16 protein-coding genes are annotated in these 23,443 nt (G+C 31.0%); 12 read left to right on the top strand and 4 right to left on the bottom strand.

Features of this window, described 5'->3' with window-relative positions:
- Positions 1–53: 53 nt before the first annotated feature.
- The gene (gene gap / locus AB8U03_RS05430; protein ID WP_369703534.1) at positions 54–1,103 is read left to right on the top strand and encodes a type I glyceraldehyde-3-phosphate dehydrogenase; all 1,050 of its coding nucleotides are present in this window, start codon (positions 54–56) and stop codon (positions 1,101–1,103) included.
- Between the two features lie 122 nt (positions 1,104–1,225).
- Here the strand turns inward: gap and AB8U03_RS05435 are convergent, their stop codons facing one another.
- Entirely contained in the window at positions 1,226–2,467 is a 1,242-nt protein-coding gene (locus AB8U03_RS05435) for a D-alanyl-D-alanine carboxypeptidase family protein (RefSeq protein ID WP_369703535.1), read from the bottom strand.
- A gap of 140 nt (positions 2,468–2,607) precedes the next feature.
- Here AB8U03_RS05435 and AB8U03_RS05440 point away from each other — a divergent pair, with 140 nt between their 5' ends.
- The gene (locus AB8U03_RS05440) at positions 2,608–3,216 is read left to right on the top strand and encodes an NUDIX hydrolase (RefSeq protein WP_369703536.1); all 609 of its coding nucleotides are present in this window, start codon (positions 2,608–2,610) and stop codon (positions 3,214–3,216) included.
- Between the two features lie 78 nt (positions 3,217–3,294).
- Here the strand turns inward: AB8U03_RS05440 and AB8U03_RS05445 are convergent, their stop codons facing one another.
- Complete coding sequence (locus tag AB8U03_RS05445; protein ID WP_369703537.1) at positions 3,295–4,776, bottom strand: nicotinate phosphoribosyltransferase; 1,482 nt, start codon at positions 4,774–4,776, stop codon at positions 3,295–3,297.
- Positions 4,777–4,914: 138 nt separating this feature from the next.
- Between AB8U03_RS05445 and AB8U03_RS05450 the strand changes: the two genes are divergently transcribed.
- Together AB8U03_RS05450 and AB8U03_RS05455 are read left to right on the top strand one after the other, a co-directional pair.
- Positions 4,915–6,921: an ATP-dependent helicase gene (locus AB8U03_RS05450; protein ID WP_369703538.1), complete on the top strand. Its 2,007-nt coding sequence runs from the start codon at positions 4,915–4,917 to the stop codon at positions 6,919–6,921.
- A 919-nt stretch (positions 6,922–7,840) separates the two neighbouring features.
- Positions 7,841–9,706, top strand: coding sequence for a sigma 54-interacting transcriptional regulator (locus AB8U03_RS05455; protein WP_369703539.1), 1,866 nt, complete (start codon positions 7,841–7,843; stop codon positions 9,704–9,706).
- Between the two features lie 345 nt (positions 9,707–10,051).
- On the opposite strand, the gene AB8U03_RS05460 is transcribed toward AB8U03_RS05455, so the two are convergent.
- On the bottom strand, positions 10,052–10,402 hold the full coding sequence (locus AB8U03_RS05460) for a transposase (RefSeq protein ID WP_369703540.1): 351 nt from the start codon (positions 10,400–10,402) through the stop codon (positions 10,052–10,054).
- Positions 10,403–10,636: 234 nt separating this feature from the next.
- Here AB8U03_RS05460 and ilvD point away from each other — a divergent pair, with 234 nt between their 5' ends.
- The 6 genes from ilvD (at position 10,637) to AB8U03_RS05490 (ending at position 18,578) form a co-directional block, all read left to right on the top strand.
- Positions 10,637–12,319: a dihydroxy-acid dehydratase gene (gene ilvD, locus AB8U03_RS05465; protein ID WP_369703541.1), complete on the top strand. Its 1,683-nt coding sequence runs from the start codon at positions 10,637–10,639 to the stop codon at positions 12,317–12,319.
- 156 nt (positions 12,320–12,475) lie between these two features.
- Positions 12,476–13,993: a CoA-acylating methylmalonate-semialdehyde dehydrogenase gene (locus tag AB8U03_RS05470; RefSeq protein ID WP_369703542.1), complete on the top strand. Its 1,518-nt coding sequence runs from the start codon at positions 12,476–12,478 to the stop codon at positions 13,991–13,993.
- A gap of 102 nt (positions 13,994–14,095) precedes the next feature.
- Positions 14,096–14,986, top strand: a complete 891-nt coding sequence (gene dapA, locus AB8U03_RS05475; RefSeq protein ID WP_369703543.1) for a 4-hydroxy-tetrahydrodipicolinate synthase — start codon at positions 14,096–14,098, stop codon at positions 14,984–14,986.
- A 347-nt stretch (positions 14,987–15,333) separates the two neighbouring features.
- A complete protein-coding gene (locus AB8U03_RS05480) occupies positions 15,334–16,656 on the top strand; it encodes a gluconate:H+ symporter (RefSeq protein WP_369703544.1) in 1,323 nt (440 codons plus the stop codon).
- A gap of 418 nt (positions 16,657–17,074) precedes the next feature.
- On the top strand, positions 17,075–17,773 hold the full coding sequence (locus AB8U03_RS05485) for a hypothetical protein (RefSeq protein WP_369703545.1): 699 nt from the start codon (positions 17,075–17,077) through the stop codon (positions 17,771–17,773).
- A gap of 502 nt (positions 17,774–18,275) precedes the next feature.
- On the top strand, positions 18,276–18,578 hold the full coding sequence (locus tag AB8U03_RS05490) for a hypothetical protein (RefSeq protein ID WP_369703546.1): 303 nt from the start codon (positions 18,276–18,278) through the stop codon (positions 18,576–18,578).
- A 322-nt stretch (positions 18,579–18,900) separates the two neighbouring features.
- On the opposite strand, the gene AB8U03_RS05495 is transcribed toward AB8U03_RS05490, so the two are convergent.
- Positions 18,901–19,977, bottom strand: coding sequence for an AI-2E family transporter (locus tag AB8U03_RS05495; protein WP_369703559.1), 1,077 nt, complete (start codon positions 19,975–19,977; stop codon positions 18,901–18,903).
- A 315-nt stretch (positions 19,978–20,292) separates the two neighbouring features.
- Here AB8U03_RS05495 and AB8U03_RS05500 point away from each other — a divergent pair, with 315 nt between their 5' ends.
- The gene (locus AB8U03_RS05500) at positions 20,293–21,603 is read left to right on the top strand and encodes a hypothetical protein (RefSeq protein WP_369703547.1); all 1,311 of its coding nucleotides are present in this window, start codon (positions 20,293–20,295) and stop codon (positions 21,601–21,603) included.
- A gap of 97 nt (positions 21,604–21,700) precedes the next feature.
- Positions 21,701–23,263 (top strand): serine/threonine-protein kinase, encoded by a 1,563-nt coding sequence (locus tag AB8U03_RS05505; RefSeq protein WP_369703548.1) that lies wholly within the window; start codon positions 21,701–21,703, stop codon positions 23,261–23,263.
- Positions 23,264–23,443 lie beyond the last annotated feature (180 nt).

Consider the following 23,443-nt stretch of genomic DNA (forward strand, 5'->3'; position numbering starts at 1 on the left):
TATAGGGGAATAAGTTTTAATGGTGTATAAATATTTTATAGGAGGAAAAATTAATGTCTATAAAAGTTGCAATTAATGGTTTTGGAAGGATAGGAAGATTGGTTTTAAGAATTGCTCAAGAGAGATTGAAGGGAACTGTTGAGATTGTGGCAATTAATGCCAGAGCAGATAATGAAACTCTTGTGCATCTTTTTAAATATGATTCATGTTATGGAAGATTCAGAGGCAGTGTAAAAGCAGAGGAAGATTCAATAGTTGTAAACGGTTCTGAAATAAAAGTTTTTAGAGAAAATGATCCTGAAGATTTACCCTGGGACAAATTAGATGTGGATATAGTTGTAGAATCCACTGGAAAATTTAAAAATAGAGAAAGTTTATACAAGCATATAAAAGCCGGAGCAAAAAAAGTTATAATTACGGCACCGGCCAAGGATGAGGATATAACTATAGTTATGGGCGTAAATGAAGAAAAATTTAATGTGAAATGCCATAATATTATTTCAAATGCATCTTGTACAACTAATTGCCTGGCTCCTTTTGCTAAAGTTCTGGATGAAAGCTTTGGTATTGTAAATGGCTTTATGACCACAATCCACTCTTATACAAATGATCAGAGGTTACTTGATAAAACCCATAAGGATTTGAGAAGAGCAAGGGCAGCTGGGGAGTCCATAATCCCAACTACCACAGGAGCGGCTAAAGCAGTGGCAAAAGTGCTGCCAAATTTAAAGGGTAAATTAAATGGAAGTGCTTTGAGAGTGCCTACAGCTACAGTTTCCATTACCAATTTAGTATGTGAGCTTTCAAGACCTGTTACAGTAGAAGAAGTAAATAAAACTTTTAAGAGAGCTTCTGAAGGGCCTCTGGAGGGAATATTGGGGTATTCTGAAGAACCATTGGTATCAATAGATTATAGAGGAGATGACAGATCTTCTATAATAGATGGACTTTCAACTATGGTGTCAAATAATATGGTCAAAGTAGTGTCCTGGTATGATAATGAATGGGCTTATTCCTGCAGAACTGTGGATCTTGTAAATTATGTTGCAGAGGAAATGGAAAAAAATCATGAGAACACTGAAAAGATGTTGATAAATAAATAAAGTTTAGTTGATTTTCGGTTAATGACGAAAATATTCATTAACTGTCAACTGACATCCGCATATTATAAAAAAGGAAGGCTGAAAATTTTTGAGCCTTCCTTTTTTATAATACTTATTTTTATTTATTTTCTTAACCTTTTTCTATAAATAAATTTTATAACCACATTTAATATAAAGATTAGCAGTAAAGCTTCCAGGTAAAGGGGAGCACTTTTTTTAAGAAGATCATACCTTGGCAAAGCAGAATAAATTTTATAGCTTTTAGAGTAGTCTCTTTCCTTTATACTAAGATCTCCCAACGGAACTTGACCTTTTAAAGCCTTTAAAGTAGTATTTGTAATACTTATATTCTTTTTTAATTCCCTCTTATTCAAATCATTATCATAATAGGTTACATTATCTTTAATTTGAAGTGGAACTTCTATACTTCTATAAGGACCTATAAAATACAAAGGTCTGTATTTTATCAGTTGTTTCCCAATTATGGAATTTTTGCTATATAAGATACTGGGCTTTTTATTGTAGCTCCAATTTATTATATTTTCCATATCATTAAATACATAGGTGTCCTTTGGATCATATATGGAATTCATCACAACTCCTAATATTTCCCTTCCATTTCTATTATATACTGCCACCAGACATCTGCCAGCAGGTATGGTGTATCCAGTTTTTCCTCCTATACAGCCATCTTGTCCTAAAAGCTTGTTTGTGTTTTTAATGGGAAAGGTAAGGCCGCTGGTAGTCTTTATTGTAGTTGTAGATGTTGCCATGGTGCTTCTTATCCAGGAACTTTTAAAGGCTTCCCTTGCAATTATGCTCATGTCATAAGATGTAGTATAATGATTCGGATCATGCAGACCATTTGGAGTAACAAAATGGGTGTTCTTCAAATTGAGCTTTTTTATATACTCATTCATCTTTTGGGAAAAAATACCTGCATCTTTGGATATATTTTCTGCAATAACATATGCAAGATCATTGGCAGAATACATTAAAAGCCCGTCCATTACATCTTTTGCAGACATGGAATCACCTATTTCAATAGAATGAATATCCTCATTTAAAGAAGATTCGGGCTGAGCCTTGGCTCCAGAAGTATATGTCAGCAGATCATTTGGTTTCTTGTTTTTTTCAAGGAGAATAGCTGTGAGAAGTTTTGTAGTACTAGCGGGATATACTCTAATATCTGAATTCTTTTCATATATTATTTCATTGGTCTGCATATCCACTGTTATAGCTGCTTTCCCATAGATATCAGGATCTTGTGTTCTAGTTAAATTATCAGCAGACACATTATAATTTAGAGAAAATATAAATATAAATGTAAATGTAAGTAATATGATATTACTTTTAAATTTCAAAGTACATCACTCCAACTGTTTAAAATTTATATATATATTTTATTAAAAATATATTATATAATTAATTATGACATTTTAAAGTATATCATTAAGAAGTGTATTTTACAATTCAGAACTATTGTGTTCTAGGAGGTATTGGATTGATAGAGAAAGTTGAAAATATATTTAGAGGCAGAAAAGGAAAAATCATGGGAGAGTTTAAAAAAAGTGCAGTGGTAATTCCTCTTTATATGGAAAAGGAAAATTTAAATGTAGTATTTGAAGTCAGAGCTTTAAATTTAAAGCATCAGCCAGGGGATATATGCTTGCCAGGCGGGAAAATGGAGCGAGGTGAAACTCCAAAGGTTACAGCTATAAGAGAAACCATGGAAGAATTAAATTTGACCAGGGAAGATATAGATATTATAGGAGAGATGGATTATGTTGTAACACCATATAACTTTATAATGTATCCTTTTGTATGCAGACTGAACAGTGCACATATAATTCCAAGTAAAAGTGAAGTAGATCATATTTTCAAAGTGCCTTTAAAATTTTTTATGGAACATAATCCTCTTGTCTATGAAATGCCAGTGATCTCTCAGCCAGGGGAAAAATTCCCCTATGAGCTCATAGTAAGGGGGAGAAACTATAAGTTTAGAAGTGGAAAAATAACAGAATACTTTTATCAGTATAAACAATATGTAATTTGGGGATTCACAGCGTGTATAATAAAAAAATTTGCAGATATAATAAAAAACAATTTATAATATGTTTTAATATAAGGGCTTACAATTGACAAATTGCAGGCCCTTTAACAGTAAAATTAATGCTGATTGCAAATTAAACTATTCGTCATAAGTGTCGGAATATTTTCCAAGTAAATGTTGTTTTAAATCCCAAAGCTTTTTAGATAAATCCACATAATAATGATGAGGGTTTTCAAGCCTTAATGTTTCCGGCCAAAATTTAGATGTTTCTTCTTTTACTAATTTTTTTATATGACTTACATCTGGACTTTCATATACAAGATGTCCCTTGTCAAATATTTTTACCATCAAATCTTTAATGTAATAACTTTTTATTTTTTTCTTTTTCCATGTAAATAGGGGATCGAATATTTCTAGAGGTTTATTGATATCTATTTTCTCATCATTTAAAGTTATTAAATCCGCAATGGCCTTGTTGCCCATTTTGTCATAAATTCTATATATTTTTTTAAATCCAGGATTGGTTATCTTTTCTTCATTTTCACTTATCTTTATTTTGGGTATTATAGTCCCATTCTCATCTTCTACAGCTGATAACTTATATACTCCTCCAAATACTGGTTCTGATTTTGCAGTTATCAATCTCTCTCCAACTCCAAAGGAATCAATACAAGCACCTTGGCTAAGTACATCTCTTATGATAAATTCATCCAGAGAGTTTGAAATAACTATTTGCACTTCCTGAAGTCCGGCCTCGTCTAATATCTTTCTGCACTTTTTGGTTAAATAAGTTATATCACCACTGTCAATTCTTATACCCCTGGGCTTGTGGCCATTTGGGATCAAAATTTCTTTGAAAACCTTTATAGCATTGGGCAGTCCTGATTTTAATACATTATAGGTATCTATTAAAAGCACACAATTATCTGGATACACTTTTGCCCAGGCCTTAAAAGATTCATATTCAGAAGGAAATAGTTGTATCCAACTGTGGGCCATGGTTCCAACAGCAGGTATTCCAAACATCTGTTCAGCTATGGTACAGGCAGTTGAACTGCAGCCACCTATAACTGCAGCTCTAGCACCATATATGGCTGCATCAGATCCTTGTGCTCGTCTGGATCCAAATTCCATTATAGGCCTGGGTCCGGCTGCTTTACAGATTCTATTTGCTTTCGTGGCAATTAATGTTTGATGGTTTACAGTTAAAAGTATCATAGTTTCAACAAATTGAGCCTGAATAGCAGGACCTCTGACAGTTACCAGCGGTTCACCTGGGAATATTGGCTCACCTTCAGGCACAGCCCATACATCACAGCAAAATTTAAAGTTCCTCAAATAATTCAGAAATTCTTCAGAAAATTGTTCCTTGCCTCTGAGATATTCTATGTCTTCTTCCGAAAAGTTTAAATTAGATAAGTATTCAATAATTTGTTGAACGCCGGCCATAATACAATATCCACCGCCATCTGGAATACGCCTGAAGAACATGTCGAAATAAGCTATTTTGTTTCCCATATTGTTTTCAAAATATCCGTTGCCCATGGTAAATTCATAAAAATCTACCAGCATTGTAAGATTTCTTCCTCTTCTAATGTCGAAATTTTTTGAGCTTTCCATAATAAAAATCTCCTCTATTTATGTTTTAATTTGGATAATTGTGAACAAAATTATATACATATACACATTGTAATACTTAAGATGAAATATTACAAGATTGCAGATTCAACAGCTTGTGAGAATGAGGAGTAAGAGATAATGAAAAATAAATTGGATATAAACCAAATGAAGGCAGTGCATATAGATTTTAAAAATGTCATGATCTGTGCCCCTCCGGGTTCCGGTAAAACCACAGTTATTATAAATAGGGTATATTATTTGATAGCCACCAAAAATGTAGATCCAAAGAACATAGTGGTAATAACCTTTACAAGATCATCTGCTTTTGACATGAAAAACAGATACTTATCAATTTCTAATAAAAATGATATGCCTTTTTTTGGAACCTTCCATTCTTTATTTTATAATATATTAAAAAAACATAGAGGGAAAATAAAGATAATATCTTCATTTAAAGCATGCCAATTAGTAAAAGATGTACTTGTATCATATTTGGATTCCATAGGAGACGAAAAAGTAAAAGAAGTTTTAAATGATATATCTCTTTTAAAAAATACAGGAAATAGTATGGAAAATTTTAAAAGCAAGTCGGATAAAGCTGTATTTATACAGTGCTTTAATGCATATGAAAAATATAAAACTATAAATAATCTGATGGATTTTGATGATCTCCAATTGAAAGTTAAAAAGCTTTTTCAAGAAGATAAAAGTATTTTAAACTATTACAGAAAGACATTTAAATATATATTAGTAGACGAATTTCAAGATTGTGATAAGCTTCAAATAGAAATTTTACAATTGATTGGCCGGGATAGCTATGTGTTTGCAGTGGGAGACGAGGATCAGTGCATATATTCATTTAGGGGTTCAAGGCCGGATTGTATGGTGGATTTTCAAGAATATTTTCAAAGTGGTAAAAAACTGTTTTTAGAAACAAATTATAGAAGTGTAAAAAATATAGTTGAGGTGTCTAAAAATATTATAAATAATAATAAAAATAGAAATTTAAAACCTATTCAAAGCAACAAACAATATGAAGGGAAAATTGATTTTAAAATATTTACAAGGGAAAAGGATCAGGCATACTATGTGTCACAATCCATAAAAGGACTTGTAAAGATACATAAACGTCAGTATAAAAATGTGGCTGTACTTTATAGAACCAATATAGAGTCAAGAATTTTAATAGATGCATTTTTAACATACAATATAAAATTTAAATTACTGGATGCACAGTATAATTTTTATAAACACTTCATATGTAGGGATTTAATATCATATTTTAAATTATCTATGGATATGTGTGATAAGGAAAGCTTTGTAACTATTATAAATAAGCCTTTCAGGTATATAGGAAGGGTTAATATAGAAAAGGTACGAAAAAACAGGATAAAGGGAAATTGCTTTGAAATTTTAAAGAAAATAGATGGCATGCCAATTTTTCAAATTAAAATAATAGATGATCTTCAAAAAAGAATTAGAAAATTGAATAAGATGAAGTTAAAGAATGTTGTGAAGTTTATATTAAGTAAATTGGAATATATGGATTACTTAAAGGAGTATTGCAAAAAATCAAACAGGGATCTGGAAGAATTCCAGCATATTTTGTATGAATTTGAGGAGTCCTGTGAGAATTTTAATACTATAGATGAATTTTTAGCTCATGTGGATAATGTAGAAAAAACCATAGATGAAAATATGAAGGAACAAAATGCAGTTACACTGAGTACAATTCATGGAGTAAAGGGAATGGAATTTGAAAATGTATATATAATAAACTGCAGTGAAGGATTGATCCCACATGAGAACAGTATAATGAACAATCTGGAGGAAGAAAGGCGTCTTTTTTATGTAGGTGTTACAAGAGCCATAGACAATTTGAATTTATATTGCAGCAGTACTATAAGGGGAAAAGCAGTAGAGGTATCAAGATTTATAAAAGAATGTAACATACTGAATTCAGAAGATTATGTGGAAAAACTCAATTTGGAAATAGGGGATACCATAATGCACAAGGCCTTTGGAGCGGGAAGGGTCACAGATAAAAAGGGCAATTGTATAAGTATATTGTTTTCAAATAATCTAGAGAGAAAATTTCAAAGCTCTGTACTTTACAGCGGCCAGTTGATTGAAAAAAATAAATGACTTCCATGAATAAAAAGTAGTTATTCCATACATTTAAATATAAAAAAATAGGTAAGGGGAATGGAATAATTATGAGCCGTAAAAAGATCTGAAAAAAAATCAATCTTATCACCATGAAAAGTGGGAAGATGATCTTCTCAATTAGCTGCTGAGTATAAAAAATTTGATAAATGGAAGTTGATTAATAATGCTTCCAATGAATTTAATGAACAATTATTATATGGTTCTGATTATAGAAAAACAAATTATTCATAGGATAGGTGTCAGAGCCGAAAGAAAAGTAAGTAAAGAAATTTTAAATGATTTTATAAATTAATGGTAACTCATGACAACAATTCGTATAATAATGTTAGTACACAATTGTATATTAGGATTAAACTGCTGATACAGCGGTAGCGGCAACTCGATTTGATCAAACTTTAGCTTGAATTATTTTATTATTTTGTATAAGATTTAATTAGTAAAGGTAATAAACATATTGTAAATAGCGGTAAGAATCACCATTGCGATAACGATAATGGCTCCTTTTTTGCTTCTACGTTTATAAATGCGTTCATATCCATAGCCTTTACAAATTTAGGATCGGCTATTGTAACATAGATAGAGTCTTATAAAAGTTTGTAGACTGTAACCCAGCATTTACCAGTTGATTCCATGTACACATCTAAGCAGTTGTTATCAATCAGCCACTGATGGAATTGCAAAATGGAATTGTTAAAGGTTGAAAATCTCTTTGTTGAATAATGTGGAGTAATTCCCTGTGAAGTAATGATTGTGGTAACGAGAAAAGTTTTATGTACATCGATACCATAACAAATAGGATAAACAACTTTCATAGCACAGCGATAGAGGCGAATGGAGGTTAACTTGCAAAATACACTTGAGTTATTATAAAAATACACCATAAGGAGTGATTGTTGTGTCTCAAATAGGATATATTGCTCCAAATATGAAGATGGCTATGAGAGCAAAAAATGTATTTTCTAAACATGGAATAGATGTAGCTGTTGAAATAGGAAATATTGAAAATGGGGCAGACAAAGCTGAAATTTTAGTAAAAAAGGGGGTAAAAGCATTTATTGCTAGGGGGGGTACTGCTTTAAGTATTAGAAGTCGTTTGGATGTTCCAGTAATTGAAATATCAATAACAACAGAAGATATAGCTAATGCCATTCTAAAAGCCAGTAAATTTTGTAATAATATAGAAATCATAGGTTTTTATAATCTAGTAAATGGGTTAGAAACTTTTAATCCCTTGCTAACAGTTAAGTTAAAGCAGGTTTATGTTAAAAACAAAGACCAGTTTTATGAAGAAATTTATAAAGCAAAAAAAGAGGGTATAAATGCTATTATAGGTGGGGCTATACAATGTAAAATTGCTAAAAAACTGGGATTGCATTCGATTTTTCTCGAATCAGGTTCCCAAGCTATATATGATGCATATTGTCAATCTGAAGTATTAGTAAATAGTCTTCTTCAGGAACGTCAAAGAGCCGAAGAAATTAGAGCTATTTTGGATTATGCTCGGGATGGTTTTGTAGTTATTAACAATAAAGGGGAAATAACTTTAATTAATGATGCAGCGACTAAAATGTTTAAATGCAGCGTAGCCGAGGTCATAGGAAAATCATTGATGAAGGTGTGCCCGAACTTAGGTGGTTTAATAGAAGTGTTACATACGGGTAAAGAGCATATAAATGATATTACATCCATAGGAGCTATGGCAGTTATTTATAATAGGATACCGATAGTTGTACAGGAACAAATTGTTGGTGCTGTAGTTACTTTTCAAGATATAAATATTTTACAAGAGGCCGAATCAAAAGTAAGAAGAAAGATTAATGAAAGTGGACTTTATGCTAAATACACCTTTGACGACATTTATGGAATTAGTGAGGAAATAAGAAAAACTATAAAATTTGCGAGACAATTTGCTAAGTCTGAGTCAACGATTTTAATAACAGGGGAGACGGGGACGGGAAAAGAAGTATTTGCTCAAAGTATTCATAATGCTAGCTATAGAATAAAAGGACCCTTTGTTGCAGTTAATTGTGCATCTCTACCGCAAACACTCTTAGAAAGTGAATTATTTGGATATGTTGAGGGAGCATTTACGGGGGCTAGAAAAAAAGGTAAAATTGGCCTTTTCGAACTGGCCCATAAAGGAACAATTTTCTTAGACGAGGTAAGTGAAATTCCTTTGGAATTACAAGGAAGATTACTTCGGGTACTTCAGGAGAGAAGTGTTATGCGTTTGGGTGACGATAAAATTATACCCATAGATGTTAGGATAATAGTATCCACTAATAGAGATTTAGTTGATTATGTAAAACAAGGACATTTTAGAGAAGATCTTTTTTTCCGTCTTAACATTTTAGCTTTACATATGCCACCATTGAGGCAAAGAACTGAAGATATTCCTATTTTAGCAGATAAATTTTTACGAGAATATAACAGCCAAAATAAACCATTAATTCTATCTGAAAAAACATTGGATATCTTAACTAGTTATAGATGGCCAGGGAATATAAGAGAATTAAGAAATTTAATGGAAAGGATTTTTATTCTCAATACCGGTGACTTCGTAGAATTAGAACTAATAGAAGAATTCATAGAGACTAATAGGAAATTATTCAGTACAGATGTCATAAGATCTATTCCAACTATGCAAAAAATTAAAGAGGTCTTAGCAACTGTTGATAATAATAAAAGCAAAGCAGCAAAAATATTAGGTATAGACAGAAGTACTTTGTGGCGATGGTTGAAAAATAAGAACATAACGTAAGATTGTTTACAAACCCAGTATAATTTTTTATTATATTGGGTTTGTTTTATATGTAGTTATACGATAGCATCTTGGGTTATGTATAAATTGAAAATAACCAGTAACTGTTTTGTTGAAAGTAAACGTCAAGAAAGAAAGTGGATAGAAAGTGTTCAAAAAATATGAGATAATTTTCTAAAATAAGTTTTAAAGTTTTTGAAGTTAACTTTAGAAACTTTAAAAGGAGATTTTGTATGGATGTACAAGAAACAACTCAAGAATATAGAATAAATGAGTGGATTAAAATCATACGTGAATGCCGCAGCAGTGGACAGACTTTGAAATCATGGTGCCTGGAAAATGGCATCAGGACGAACAGGTATGCAGTTGTTTTGAATCTGCAAAGTTTTGCTCTATGGTTTCTTTTCTCCTTTTATATATATTTCTACCTTTATCTTTTTTCCAGACATGTCTTCTAATCGTCTTATATTTACTTTCATTAGAAAAACATTGAGTTCTATTTGGGCATTCCTCACAATCTTTTGCATTGCCAACATATTCTTTATACCCATCTCTCGTTGTAGTTTTATAATGCAAAGCCCTTAAATCATGGCATACATATATATTTATATTTCTCAAAATATGGTCTTTAGGAACTAAATACTCTAAATACACCATTTCAAGTTTCTGTTGTATAAAGTTTTTTTCATTAATCATAATTAAACCTTCCGAACTATAAAGTGTTTTATGCAACGTTGTAAAGCGTTGCATAAAACACTTTATAGTATAGTAAAGATCCGTCAAATCCTCCATTTGGAATGTTTTTTAAACTGGCATGGTTATTGCTCTAATATATAGTGTGGAATCCACGAGTTTAATATACAGGTTTGATCAGCTATTGTATAGAACAGACTAAAATCAACATAAAAGAAATAGATTGGAGGTAAAAAAATGACATTAAAACCTTATAGAAGCAATGTAGTTGTTGACGGACTTGAACATACTGGAAATAGAGCACATCTAAAATGCGTTGGCTTAATAGAGGATGAGTTAGAGCGACCTTTCATTGGGGTAGTAAATACTTATAATGAAATGCATCCAGGACATAAGCATCTAAGAGAAATAGCTCAAGCAGTTAAAGACGGTGTTAGAAGAGAAGGTGGTATTCCCTTTGAATTTAATACCATAAGTATTTGTGACGGGGTTACACAAGGTCATATAGGCATGTGTTCTGTTTTGCCTAGTAGAGATCTAATCGCAGACTCAGTAGAAGTGGTAGCAGAAGCCCAACAATTAGATGGTCTAGTACTTATAGCATCTTGTGATAAAATTGTTCCAGCTATGTTGATGGCAGCTGGAAGAATTAACATTCCCACAGTGGTTGTTACTGGTGGGCCTATGCTCCCAGGTAAATTTCAAGGAAGAGATATATCAATTCATGAAGTTCGTGAAGCCGCAGCGCAGGTTAAACTAGGGAAAATGACAGAAAAAGAATTAAAAAAAATGGAAGAATGTGTTTGTCCTACTGTAGGTTCTTGTTCAATGATGGGAACTGCTAATACTATGTCGTGTCTAGCGGAAGTATTAGGACTAACTGTTCCAGGATGCTCCACCACTCACGCTGTGTATTCACGAAAATTAAGAGAAGCTAAAATGAGTGGAATTCTAGTAATGGACTTAGTAAAAAAAGATATTAAACCAAGAGATATAGTAAATCAAGATGTCATGAATAATGCAGTGGTGGTGGATATGGCTATAGGTGGATCTACTAACTCGACTTTACATCTTCCTGCTATAGCTGGTGAATTTGGATTGAAAATTGAAGCTGACGACTTTGAAGAAATAAGCAAGAAAACACCCCATTTAGTAAATGTTAAACCATCTGGTAAATATAGTCTTATTGATTTCGATTTAGCTGGTGGTATTCCAGCTGTTATGAAAGAATTAGGAGAAAAACATCTTAATCTTGATGCTCAAACTATTATAGGCAAAAGTTGGCGTGAAATATTACCAGATTATGATATACATGATACCAACGTGATAACTACACTACTATCACCATTACATCACCAAGGAAGCCTAGCCATCCTTAAAGGTAATTTAGCACCAGATGGGGCGGTAGTCAAACAATCTGCTGTTGTTTCGAATATGAAGACACACACCGGTCCTGCGAAGGTTTTTAATTCTCAGGAAGCGGCTATAACAGCTATGCTTGATAACAAGATTATCAAAGGAGATGTTATTGTTATCCGTTATGAAGGTCCAAAAGGTGGGCCAGGTATGAGAGAAATGTTGGCAGCCACTACTATTTTAATAGGCTTAGGATTAGGTGATTCTACTGCAATTGTAACAGATGGCCGTTTTTCTGGGGGCACAAGAGGTCCTTGTATAGGACATATATCTCCTGAAGCGGCAGCAGGTGGACCCATCGCTTTTGTTAAAGATGGAGATATGATTACGATTGATATACCAAACCGTTCCATTACAATTGACGTTTCTACAGAAGAATTGAAGTTAAGAAAAGAAAATTGGAAGCCCATACCTGTAAAAACAAACAGCAAGTATTTACGAAGATACAGCAATTTGGTAGGTAGTGTATGGAAGGGTGCTGTTTTAGAAGACTCTTTAGACTAGGTAAACAGGAAATCTCTCCGTAGGCTAGCGGGACAGGTGGATTTTCAGTCAACGGCGGTCGTAAGTATCACAAGAAATAATTATTTTCTACCTTTAAAAAGATGTAGGAAATAGAGTATGTAATAAATTTTAACATAAAATTCTAGGAGGTTTATTATGAATGAAATAAAAAAATTAAAATTCTTTGCAAGTGGCAGATGGCAAGAATCAAAGACAAATAGATACATGGATGTTTTTAATCCAAGCACAGGAGAGATAATTGCAAAAGCACCATGCTGCACGAAGGAAGAAGTTAATATTGCAATAAAATCTGCAAATGATGCATTTCCTAAGTGGTCGCAAATGCCTGTAATAAAAAGGGCACAAATAATGTTTAAATTTAGAGATATCCTTGAAGAGCACATGGATGAACTTACTGAAATAGTAGCAAAAGAGAACGGAAAGGTATGGGCTGAAGCAAAAGGTGATATATTAAAGATTAAGGAACCTGTAGAACTCGCATGTGGCATTCCAACCCATATGATGGGTGAGTCACTTATGAATACTTCTACTGGGTATGATACTGTTTTGTACCGTGAGCCTGTAGGTGTTTATGCTGGAATAGCACCATTTAATTTCCCGGGAATGATACCAATGGGATGGATGACTCCACTCTGCATTGCATCAGGAAATACTATAGTTATAAAGGCTTCATCAAAGTGCCCGCTGACGGCAATGAGGTGTGCAGAGCTTTGGAAAGAGGCAGGACTTCCAGACGGAGTTTTGAATATAGTTACTTGTAGTAGAAATGAAGCTGAACTATTTTTAAATCATTCTGATGTTAAAGGGATAACGTTTGTTGGTACGACTGCCGTTGGTAAACATATATATGCAACTGCAGCTTCAAATGGAAAGAGAGTACAAGCTCTATGTGAGGCAAAGAATCATGGCTTAGTACTTGAAGACGCAGCACTTGAAAGAACAGCACGAGGAATTATGAATTCCTCATTTGGCTGTGCAGGTGAAAGGTGCATGGCACTTTCTACGATTGTAGTTCAGGAGAGTATAGCTGATAAATTAGTAAAACTTTTGATAGAGTATGCAAAGGAACTTAAAATAGGTCCAGCCTATGATAAAAGCTCAAAACTTGGACCTGTTGTAGATGAATCTCATAAGCAGTCAATTATAAATTGGATAGAAAAAGGAGTAGAAGAAGGTGCAAATCTTGCACTTGATGGCAGAAATGTAACTGTAGATGGATTTGAAAAAGGATTTTACCTTGGACCTACAATATTAGATCATGTAACTTCTGAAATGACTGTTGGAGATAGAGAGATATTTGGTCCAGTTCTGTGTATAAAGAGAGTAAAGAATTTTGAAGAGGGACTTAAAATAATGAATGATAACCCATTGGCGAACGGTTCAGTAATATTCACACAAAATGGACAGTACTCACGTGAATTTGCAAGAAGAACACATGGAGGAATGGTAGGAATTAACGTTGGAATTCCAGTACCAGTTGGTATATTCCCTTTCAGTGGACACAAGAATTCGTTCTTTGGCGACCTACATACACTTGGTAAGGATGGCGTAAGGTTTTACACTGAAACCAAAGTTGTAACAACTACTTGGTTTAATGAAGAAGAGAAGAAGAACACAAAGATAGATACTTGGGATGGGTCAATTTCTAACTAATTTGTAAAAGGAAAGACACATATATATAAATTTTGAAAAGAATTGAATACAAGAAAAATGTAATTAATTATAACTTAATATATATAAATGGAGGGAAAGAAAATGAATTTTCGGCCTAATGGAATAATTCCTGCACTAATTACACCACTTACAAAAAATGAGAAATTGAACGAAAAAGCATTAAGAAAGCTTTTAAACTTTGTAATTGATAACGGAGTACACGCGGTATTTGTGGCTGGTACAACAGGTGAGTTTTATGGACTAACTCATGAAGAGAAAAGAGAACTAATGGAAATTACTGTTGATGAAGTAAAGGGAAGAGTGCCTGTATATGCAGGTACAGGCGCAATAACAACAAAGGAGTGTATAGAGATTACTAAGATAGCTACAGAATGTAAAGTAGACGCAGCATCAGTGCTTACACCTATGTTCATAAGTCCGAGCCAAAAAGAAATATATGATCACTACAAGGCGATTGCAGATAGTACAAGTCTCCCTATTTTGTTATATAACAATCATCCCAAAACAGGGGTAACCATTAATGCAGCTACTGTTGCGAAATTAGCAGATATAGATAACATAGTTGGAGTTAAGGACAGTACTGGAGATATGACTTTAACTGGTGAATATATAAGACTGACACAAGGTAAGAACTTCAGTGTACTTATGGGCAGAGACACACTAATACATTCGGGATTGTGTTACGGAGCATCAGGTGCAATTGCAGCTTGTGCTAACATAGCACCAAAAATATGCGCAAATATATATGATAAGTACGTTGCAGGAGATATAAAAGGCTCATTAGAGGCACAGTACGCCATTGCACCATTAAGAGTAGCATTTACATTAGGCTCATTCCCTACCGTTATAAAAGAAGCATTGGAGCTTCTAGGAATAAATGCTGGTCCATGTATGCAACCCATAGGGCATATGACTGTTGAAGAAAAGGAACAGCTTATAAAAATTCTTACACAGATGAATATATTAAAATAATTGTAGTTAATCGTATACTTTTGTTTAAAATGATAAGTTTGTATATAAAGGATTATATGTAGCAATGGAACCAAAATGGCAATAGAAAATACAATTTATACCATTACCGTTTAATTAAGAAGAATTATAATTATGTATAAATTAATTTAATACATTTTCAGAATTCATTAATTGGGTAAAGAAATATTTTATATTGGGTAGCGTACAAAATAGCATTTTTGCGTATGCTACCCATATAAGGTATATTTTAACTATATTTACTTTTAATTCGTCGTGAAAACGTTTAAATTTTATGCAAATGAATATAGAAGATGCTAAATCATTAATATTTTAAAGGAGAGATTAAAATGTCATTATTAATTGTTGTATTTGGAGTATTCTTATTATTGGTGCTAATGATGAAATTTAAGCTTGATGCATTTGTTTCGCTTATAATTACGTCTTTACTAGTAGGGCTTATGGAGGGTATGCCTATATTAAATGTAACCAAATCAATGTACAAAGGTATCGGCAGTCAGTTGCAAAGTTTAATACTTATTCTTGCTTTTGGTGCAATGCTTGGTAAGTTACTTGCCGATTGCGGTGCGGCACAACGTATAGCTAACACACTAATTGAGAAATTCGGAATAAAAAATGTTCAATGGGCTATGCTTTTAACTTCAATTATAATAGGTATTACAATGTTTTTTGAAGCTGGATTTATTGTATTGATACCAATTATATATACCGTAGCTAAAGAAACAAAGTTGCCATTGCTTTTTGTGGGTTTGCCAGCAGTAGTTGGATTATCTACAACACATGGCTTTCTACCACCTCATCCAGGACCAGCAGCGGTAGTCGCTATTTTAAATGCAAATATGGGAAAAACTTTGCTTTTAGGACTTCTCATTGCTATACCAACTGCTATAATCGTAGGGATTTTCTTTTCAAAAACGAAACTTATAAAAAATATAGTATGTGTAGCTCCTGAGGGGTTAGTTAATTCAAAAGTATTTAAAGATGAAGAAATGCCGGGCTTTGGTATTAGTTTGTTCTGTGCCCTAGTACCTGTAATATTTATGACTATTTCTACAATCGCTGTTCTTATATTACCAAAGAAGGCTCCTATTTTAAAATTAATTTCTTTCTTTGGTGATGCACCAATTGCTTTATTGTATGCAGTTATTATTGCAATATTTCTTTTAGGACTTAGAAGAGACAAAAATATGGATGAATTAATGAAAATTCTTAATACTTCTGTAAAAGCTATTGCAATGATAATATTGGTAATCGGCGCTGGCGGCGCTTTCAAGCAAGTAATCGTGGATGCTGGTGTAGGAAAAGCAATTGTAAGTTTAACCAATGGTTTAAATATTAGTCCAATAATACTAGCTTGGTTGATTACAGCATTAATAAGAGTTTCAGTTGGTTCAGGAACTGTCGCCATAACCATGGGAGCAGGACTTGTTTTACCTATAGTTGCTGCCTCAGGAGTTACTCCAGAAATAATGGTTCTTGCTATATCTTCTGGTAGTGTATTTGGTTCTCATGTTAATGATCCAGGCTTCTGGATGTTTAAAGAATATTTCAATCTACCAGTTGGTACGGCCCTTAAAGTAAGATTTACCTATTCTTCTCTAATAGGAGTACTTGGCCTAATTGGAGTATTAACTTTAAATATTTTCTTTTAAAAACCTTTGATTAGATTAATTAAATTAAACCACTCGAAATGCTAGTAATAGGACTTTTGACAATCTACAATTAGTAGTTAATTGTTGTATATATTGTTGACAAATATAAAATGTAAAACACTCTAATTTATTTAAATTGTACCCTATAGTGAACTATACCCCCTTAAGTAGATACGAAAATAAAAAGTAGTGTAGACTAAATTAAGGGGGTTTTGTCATGAACAAAAAAACAATACTTATTCTGTTGATTTTAAGATTAATACAATTGAAAGATACAACAGTGGCGATGAAGGCGGAGTGAAAGCTATTTCAAAAAAACTTAGTTTTAGCTCTCATAATAAGGGAGCAGGTATCAAAACGCAGAAATTATACTCTAAGGAATGAAAAATTAGAGCTATTCAAAACACTGGAATCTGTAATGTCATGGGATAAGCTTGTGAAATCAGTTGAGGAAGCTAGGAAACTTGCAAGACCTGTAAGCCATGATTATATTGATTTATTAGAAAATAGATATAATCAGCTGCGAAGGTACACATCTATTTTAGTTAAATACTTAAAGTTCAATTCAACAAGTAATTCCTCAGAACCATTAATTGAAGCTACAAATATATTAAATGATATGAATGAGAATTGTAAAAGAAAGGTTCCGGAGTATGCACCAACTGAGTTTATCATTAACCGATGGACTAAATGTTTATATGAGAAAGATGACTCTATAAATTGCCATTATTATGAAATTGAAACACTTACAGAACTTAAAAATAGAATACGATCTGGAGACGTATCCGTCGAAGGTAGTAAAAATTTTAAGGACTTTGAAGAATACTTATTGCATCGTGATGAATGGAATATCGTTAAACAAGCAGGTACAAGGCTTGTAGTAGATCTTGATGTAAAAGAATATCTAGAAGAAAGAATAAATTCGCTAAACAGTAGATTAAAATGGTTTTCCAAAAACCTTGATAAATTAGAAGGTGTGACTATTGATAACTCAAAAATACATATAGATAGATTGGAGAAAGATACTCCAAATGAAGCGATACAATTAAGTCAAAAGCTTTATAAAATGATTCCTAGAATCAAGCTTCCTGATTTACTTTTAGAAGTATTAAAATGAACAGGCTTTGATCAGAGATACATCAGAGCTTAAGTTATATTGTATTCGAAAGGCTAGCAGGGGTAGAATACAAAAATCTATTAAACAGTTTAATGCTTACTTTGAAGCAAATAAAATGAATTATATTCTCAAAAGTAAAAGAGTTAAAATTGAAGGAAGGTTATATACTGTATGGATAATTGGTAAAATTGATTATGGTGATAGCAGCGGTATCAAAAATGTGGAGTAACCCATATTATATAGGACAATCCACAAAAGTGATACTGATATATAAATTGTTTGTATTTGACACGTAGTGGCAAATACAAAGGTTATGTTTGCCTAGCGTAGCGTAGCAAATGTAACCTTAAAGGTTCGTAGAACTATATTAATTCTATCTATATACTTTTCCCTCTACCATCTCTATAGTATAAGGACTAGTACGTCACGTTCGTTCCTACTATTCCTAAAATACTATTGACCTAGCCGAGGAAAAGTACCAAAAGGCGGCTGATTTGATCTTTTGGAGTTGAAGAGAATTTATGGAATTACTCATGGAGGTTCAAGACGACAAATTGTCTCTTTGAAACCGCAATCTGATATAGCAAAACAATTAGGAATAGATGTAAAAACAATGCAACGACTTAAAAAATTACAAACATTATCACCAGAATTACAACAACTTATAGAAGATGGTTCAGTTAAATATACTACTGCTTTAAATGTATGGACTAAATTATCACCTGATGAACAACATAAATTTTTTAATCAAAATTTTTATATACCAGAAGTATACCATTTCAAAGTGTCTATTTTTATATTGTAATGGCACATACAACTAATAATAATTATTATTTACTGTAAATAAAGTGTACTATTGAAGTATACCGTTATGTACGGTATGGTTTGACCTCTACAGGTATTGATTTTTGGACGTTTCTAAAACGCAATAAGTAATGAGTAAGCAATATAAAAATATAGTATTAAATGTATTAGAAGAAACAGATTGTCCATTTTATTTTCTGGTACAGGAAGAAAATTGTTTATATATTTCCTGGATTTGGTGAATACTAGATTTCTTTTTTTAGAGTGGCAAATATTATAATGAAGTTAGGTAGTGTTCTGAATGGAGCATTTTATAAGACATTCTACCTTATTTTTATTATTTTATATTTATATAAACTTAATACAGTAACCTTTACTATTGCATAGAGGGGAACAACTACAAAAGCTGCCATAGGGCCTCCATAGGAAACAGCTGTTACTACTAAAAATATATCTGTAAGAGGATGTATTTTTAATGCAGATGACATAACTAAAGGAACTACTACTCTTCCCTTTAATGTCTGAACAGTAATAAATACTATACTAAGCTTTATTATCATATATAAGCCGTTGCTTATAGCTATGAGTGATGGAATTATCATAGCTATAAAAAATCCTATAAAAGGTATAAAACCTAAAATAAAAGTAAAAGAAGCCAATATTAATGCATTTGACATACCTATTATTTTATAACCTATGTATATCATAATAGCTAAGGAAAGTGCTACCATTAGTTGACCAGTTACATATGCATTTAATGCCTTATTCATGTTATAAAGTGTTTCAGATAAAAAATCTTTATATTTTTCAGAGAAGAAATCTATAAACTTATCCTTAAATTTAGAACCATCCTTTAAAAGGAAAAATAAAATTAACAACACCAATAATATTTTAGAAAACACTTCAACAATGCTATTTATATTCTCATATGGATTGCTTTGGAATTTTTGTATGTAATGAGTCATTATATTATTAGCTATTTTAATTAACTTATTAATGTTAATAGACCTATAGATTTCATTGACAATTGAATTTATAGGGTTCTGACTAGTAGTGGTGCTAGTATTAGGAATAGGATTATTTATGTTTTTAGCTAATCCATTAAACTCTAATATGGCATATCTAATAAAGAAATATGAAATTAATGAAGTAATAATTAGACTAATAATTAAGGTAAGCAATGAGGAAATACCTTTACTAATGCCTTTTTGGTTGAATATATTGTTTAAGGGCTTTAATATATAGAATAGGAATACTGAAATAATTATTGGAACTAAAATGCATCTATATAAAGTTCCTATTATCTTAAAAATAAAGTGTATTTTGCTAAAAAGGATTATGGATAAAAAAAGTAGATTTATAATTATTAAAATCTTGATTACTTTATTATTTAATATAATAAATCATCCTCTCAAAATTATGGAATAATAGTAGTATAGTGTAAATTTTTATTTTTAATACGTGTAAAAGGATGATTGTTTTCAGAAGTGTATTAAATCAGATTAAAAGATAGAATGATTATATGAAAATTAAAAATCTATAGAAGTAACTAAATAAATAGATATAGGCGTTCCTCAGTATGAGGAGGACATTCATCCAGTATATCTAAAGTGTTTTAAAATAGCTATACGGAGGTATAAGAAGTGAGAAATAATTTATTATAAAATGAATTTTAGATACAGATTATAGTATAATATTGCTGTAGGAGTGATATTATGGAGAATAATAAAAATGATGGGAAAGAGAAAAGGATTTATGATATAAGTGGATTAATACAAGGGATTAAGGATAATACAGAAATAGTCCAAATATCAATTGATAAAGGGATAATTTATGTTCCTGTATATTATAGTATGAGTGTTCAAAAAAAATATTTTGAATCATATGACAAATATAAAGATTATAGAAAAGCGTTTTGTAGTTTAGTTTTATCTATGATAAATAATAATATGGCTCAAGTTGATCAAGTAGTTAAGAATATAGAATTGAATGATATAGAAAAATTTGATGATAGATATTTGATTAAAATATTAGAAGTGACAGTTAAACAATCTGATGATTTAACTGAATATTACAATAAAAATGTAATAGATGATTATTTTGAAAGGTTTTATCATGCAATTGAGTATGAAAAAGATAAGTATATGGATCATCTAAAAAATATGTCTGAGATTATTACTTCAAGTTTAAAAGGTACTATAGAGACAATGTCAAAAATTTATGAAGTATTTCAACCATATGTTAATTATATAAGCGATTATGCTAATAATCTTGTAAAATGTATTCAATCTTCAGAAGTATTTAATAAAATTCCAGAATTGGTTTTGGCAATGAATGATTTAAAGGAAAAATTGCCTAAAAGAATTAAAAATGTAAATATAGAATTATTAAAATTTTCATGGTATACATTTGGAGAATTTTCAATACCAGATATTAATGATTTATATTATGTTATTGAGGAATATAAAAAAAGTAATAATATAAATGATTATAAAAATAATGTTAATAGAATTATGAATGATTTTATTGATAATGAATCAGATTATATAATCCAAAAAACATTTCAATTATTTCCTACACATAAAAATATTATTAATGATGCATATGATGCACATAAAAAAGAGCTATATACACTTAGTATACCAATATTTTTAATACAAGCAGATGGAATATGCAATGAAATTTTAGGTGTTAGTTTATATTCAAAAATACATAATAAGCCAAAAACTAAAGATAAAATAAAAGGTTTTTTAGAAAAAAATGATATTGATCCTGAGACAGACAATATAGAATATTTATTAATTTATCACCCGCTTGAATTATTGAGTTCTTTAGCTATTAATACAGAGGATATAGATGAAAAATATAATAATAATGAGATTTATTCTAGATTTAATAGACATGGTATAATTCATGGTAATGATATTACATATGGGAATAGAACTAATAGTAATAAATGTATTTCAATATTAGCGTATTTATGTGATCTTAAAAAACAAATTGATTATCATGAAGAAAACAAATAATTATATATAGTAGAAAAATATGGTTTATATACTATATGTTGTGGTATAATTACTATGTATATGATTATTTTTATTTAAAAGAGGTGACCATTTGCATATGATTATTACGGTAGGTTCAATTGTTTATGGTAGAAATGGACAACAATATTTGATAGAAAATGCTATTAATAGCGGAGGGTTTGGAATAGTATTTAAAACTAAAAGGTTAAATGATAATACTATATGGGCAATTAAAACTATTCAATCTAATTTTGAAGATGGGGAACAATATAATGCATTTATAAATGAAATAAATACATCATCGAAAATAAAATGTGAAAATGTTATCCAATATGAATTTACTCATGATGGTAAAAAGTATCCTGAATTACCCCCTTATATAATAATGGAATATGCTAATCAGGGTGACTTAAGAAAAGTTATTGATGATTATAAAAGCAAAAAAGAGTTTATACCGAATGAATTACTAATTTCTTTTTATAATCAGCTTATAAATGGTATGAAATCAGTAAATAGTGTCCTTGTTCATAGAGATATTAAGCCCGAGAACATACTTATAAGTAATTCACAGTTAAAAATTAGTGATTTTGGATTGTCTAAATTTGCTTCAGAAAAGACAAGAAAAATAACGTTTAAGGGATATGGAACATATATGTATGTTGCTCCTGAAGCATGGAACAATGATAAGAATACAATACAATTAGATATATATTCTATGGGAATTGTATTTTATGAATTGGCTACATTACAATATCCATATCATGTTTCAAATACAAGAAATTTAAATGAATGGAAAAATGCTCATATGTTTCAAATTCCTGATGTTCCAAATAAAATAAATAATAATATTTCACCTGTAATATCAAATGTTATTATGAAAATGCTTGAAAAGTCAACATCGAAAAGATTTTCAAATTGGAATGATATATATAATTATTTTAAAACAGAGAATTTAGGGACATCAACAATTGGATCTGAGTATATAAATGCTATGTTAAATAATAGGTTGCAAAAAGATGATTCAATAAAAAGAGAAATTTCTAAAAAGGAAATACAACAAAAGAAAGAAAATGAATTTTGTAATCTTGTTAAGTATAAATTTCAACAAGATATTTATGAACCTCTTATAAGTTTTATTGGTGAGTTTAATTCAAAGTATCCTAATGGTAATATTAAAGTTGAACAGATCCGTGAAGATCATAAATATTATTCAGATGAATATTTAAATATTTATTCATTTAGAATTATAACACCATCACATAATACTATAAGTATTTGCCTTGCACCAGTAATAGAAAGGTTGTATTTAGGAGAGGAAAAATATCGTATGCATATGTATGGAGAACAAAGAGAATTCACTCCTCAAATGTTTAAAATAAGAGAAGGTAAAATAATGGCATGGGGTTATTTGGAAACTAAAAATAAAACTGGATTTAATATTTTATTAGTTCAAAAGGATGACGACATGTATGGAAAGTTTTTTATTATGGAGAATAGTTGTAATGGATTGGTAAGGGAGGATAGGCAATCACCTTTCCCATTTACTTTTGATGAACTTCCTCAAAAGATTGAAACTATTTATGCATTGAGTCGATATAATTCGGATATAAGTGAATTCAATATTGAAAAAATTTTTTCCTACATATCTATGTATATATAAAGCATTTAAAGAATCTATAGTTGATATAGGTTCTTTTATTATACAAAAAATTAAGATAGGAAGTAATGATATTAATGGCAAAGATAGCAGCATTAAATAAATTTTTAAGAATATATTATGCAAGGGTAAAGGAAGTTGTTTATGTTAACATAAAAATAGGTCAAACGCTCATTGAAAAAT

Source organism: Clostridium moutaii, from assembly GCF_041205085.1.
Taxonomy (GTDB): Bacteria; Bacillota; Clostridia; order Clostridiales; family Clostridiaceae; genus Clostridium_B; species Clostridium_B moutaii.

Excerpts from the sequence above, each read along its gene's own strand:
- gap (WP_369703534.1), top strand. The coding sequence starts at position 54 with ATGTCTATAAAAGTTGCAATTAATGGTTTTGGAAGGATAGGAAGATTG.
- AB8U03_RS05460 (WP_369703540.1), bottom strand. The coding sequence starts at position 10,402 with ATGATTAATGAAAAAAACTTTATACAACAGAAACTTGAAATGGTGTAT.
- AB8U03_RS05445 (WP_369703537.1), bottom strand. The coding sequence starts at position 4,776 with ATGGAAAGCTCAAAAAATTTCGACATTAGAAGAGGAAGAAATCTTACA.
- AB8U03_RS05500 (WP_369703547.1), top strand. The coding sequence starts at position 20,293 with ATGGAGAATAATAAAAATGATGGGAAAGAGAAAAGGATTTATGATATA.
- AB8U03_RS05480 (WP_369703544.1), top strand. The coding sequence starts at position 15,334 with ATGTCATTATTAATTGTTGTATTTGGAGTATTCTTATTATTGGTGCTA.
- AB8U03_RS05450 (WP_369703538.1), top strand. The coding sequence starts at position 4,915 with ATGAAAAATAAATTGGATATAAACCAAATGAAGGCAGTGCATATAGAT.
- AB8U03_RS05505 (WP_369703548.1), top strand. The coding sequence starts at position 21,701 with ATGATTATTACGGTAGGTTCAATTGTTTATGGTAGAAATGGACAACAA.
- AB8U03_RS05485 (WP_369703545.1), top strand. The coding sequence starts at position 17,075 with ATGTCATGGGATAAGCTTGTGAAATCAGTTGAGGAAGCTAGGAAACTT.
- dapA (WP_369703543.1), top strand. The coding sequence starts at position 14,096 with ATGAATTTTCGGCCTAATGGAATAATTCCTGCACTAATTACACCACTT.
- ilvD (WP_369703541.1), top strand. The coding sequence starts at position 10,637 with ATGACATTAAAACCTTATAGAAGCAATGTAGTTGTTGACGGACTTGAA.
- AB8U03_RS05470 (WP_369703542.1), top strand. The coding sequence starts at position 12,476 with ATGAATGAAATAAAAAAATTAAAATTCTTTGCAAGTGGCAGATGGCAA.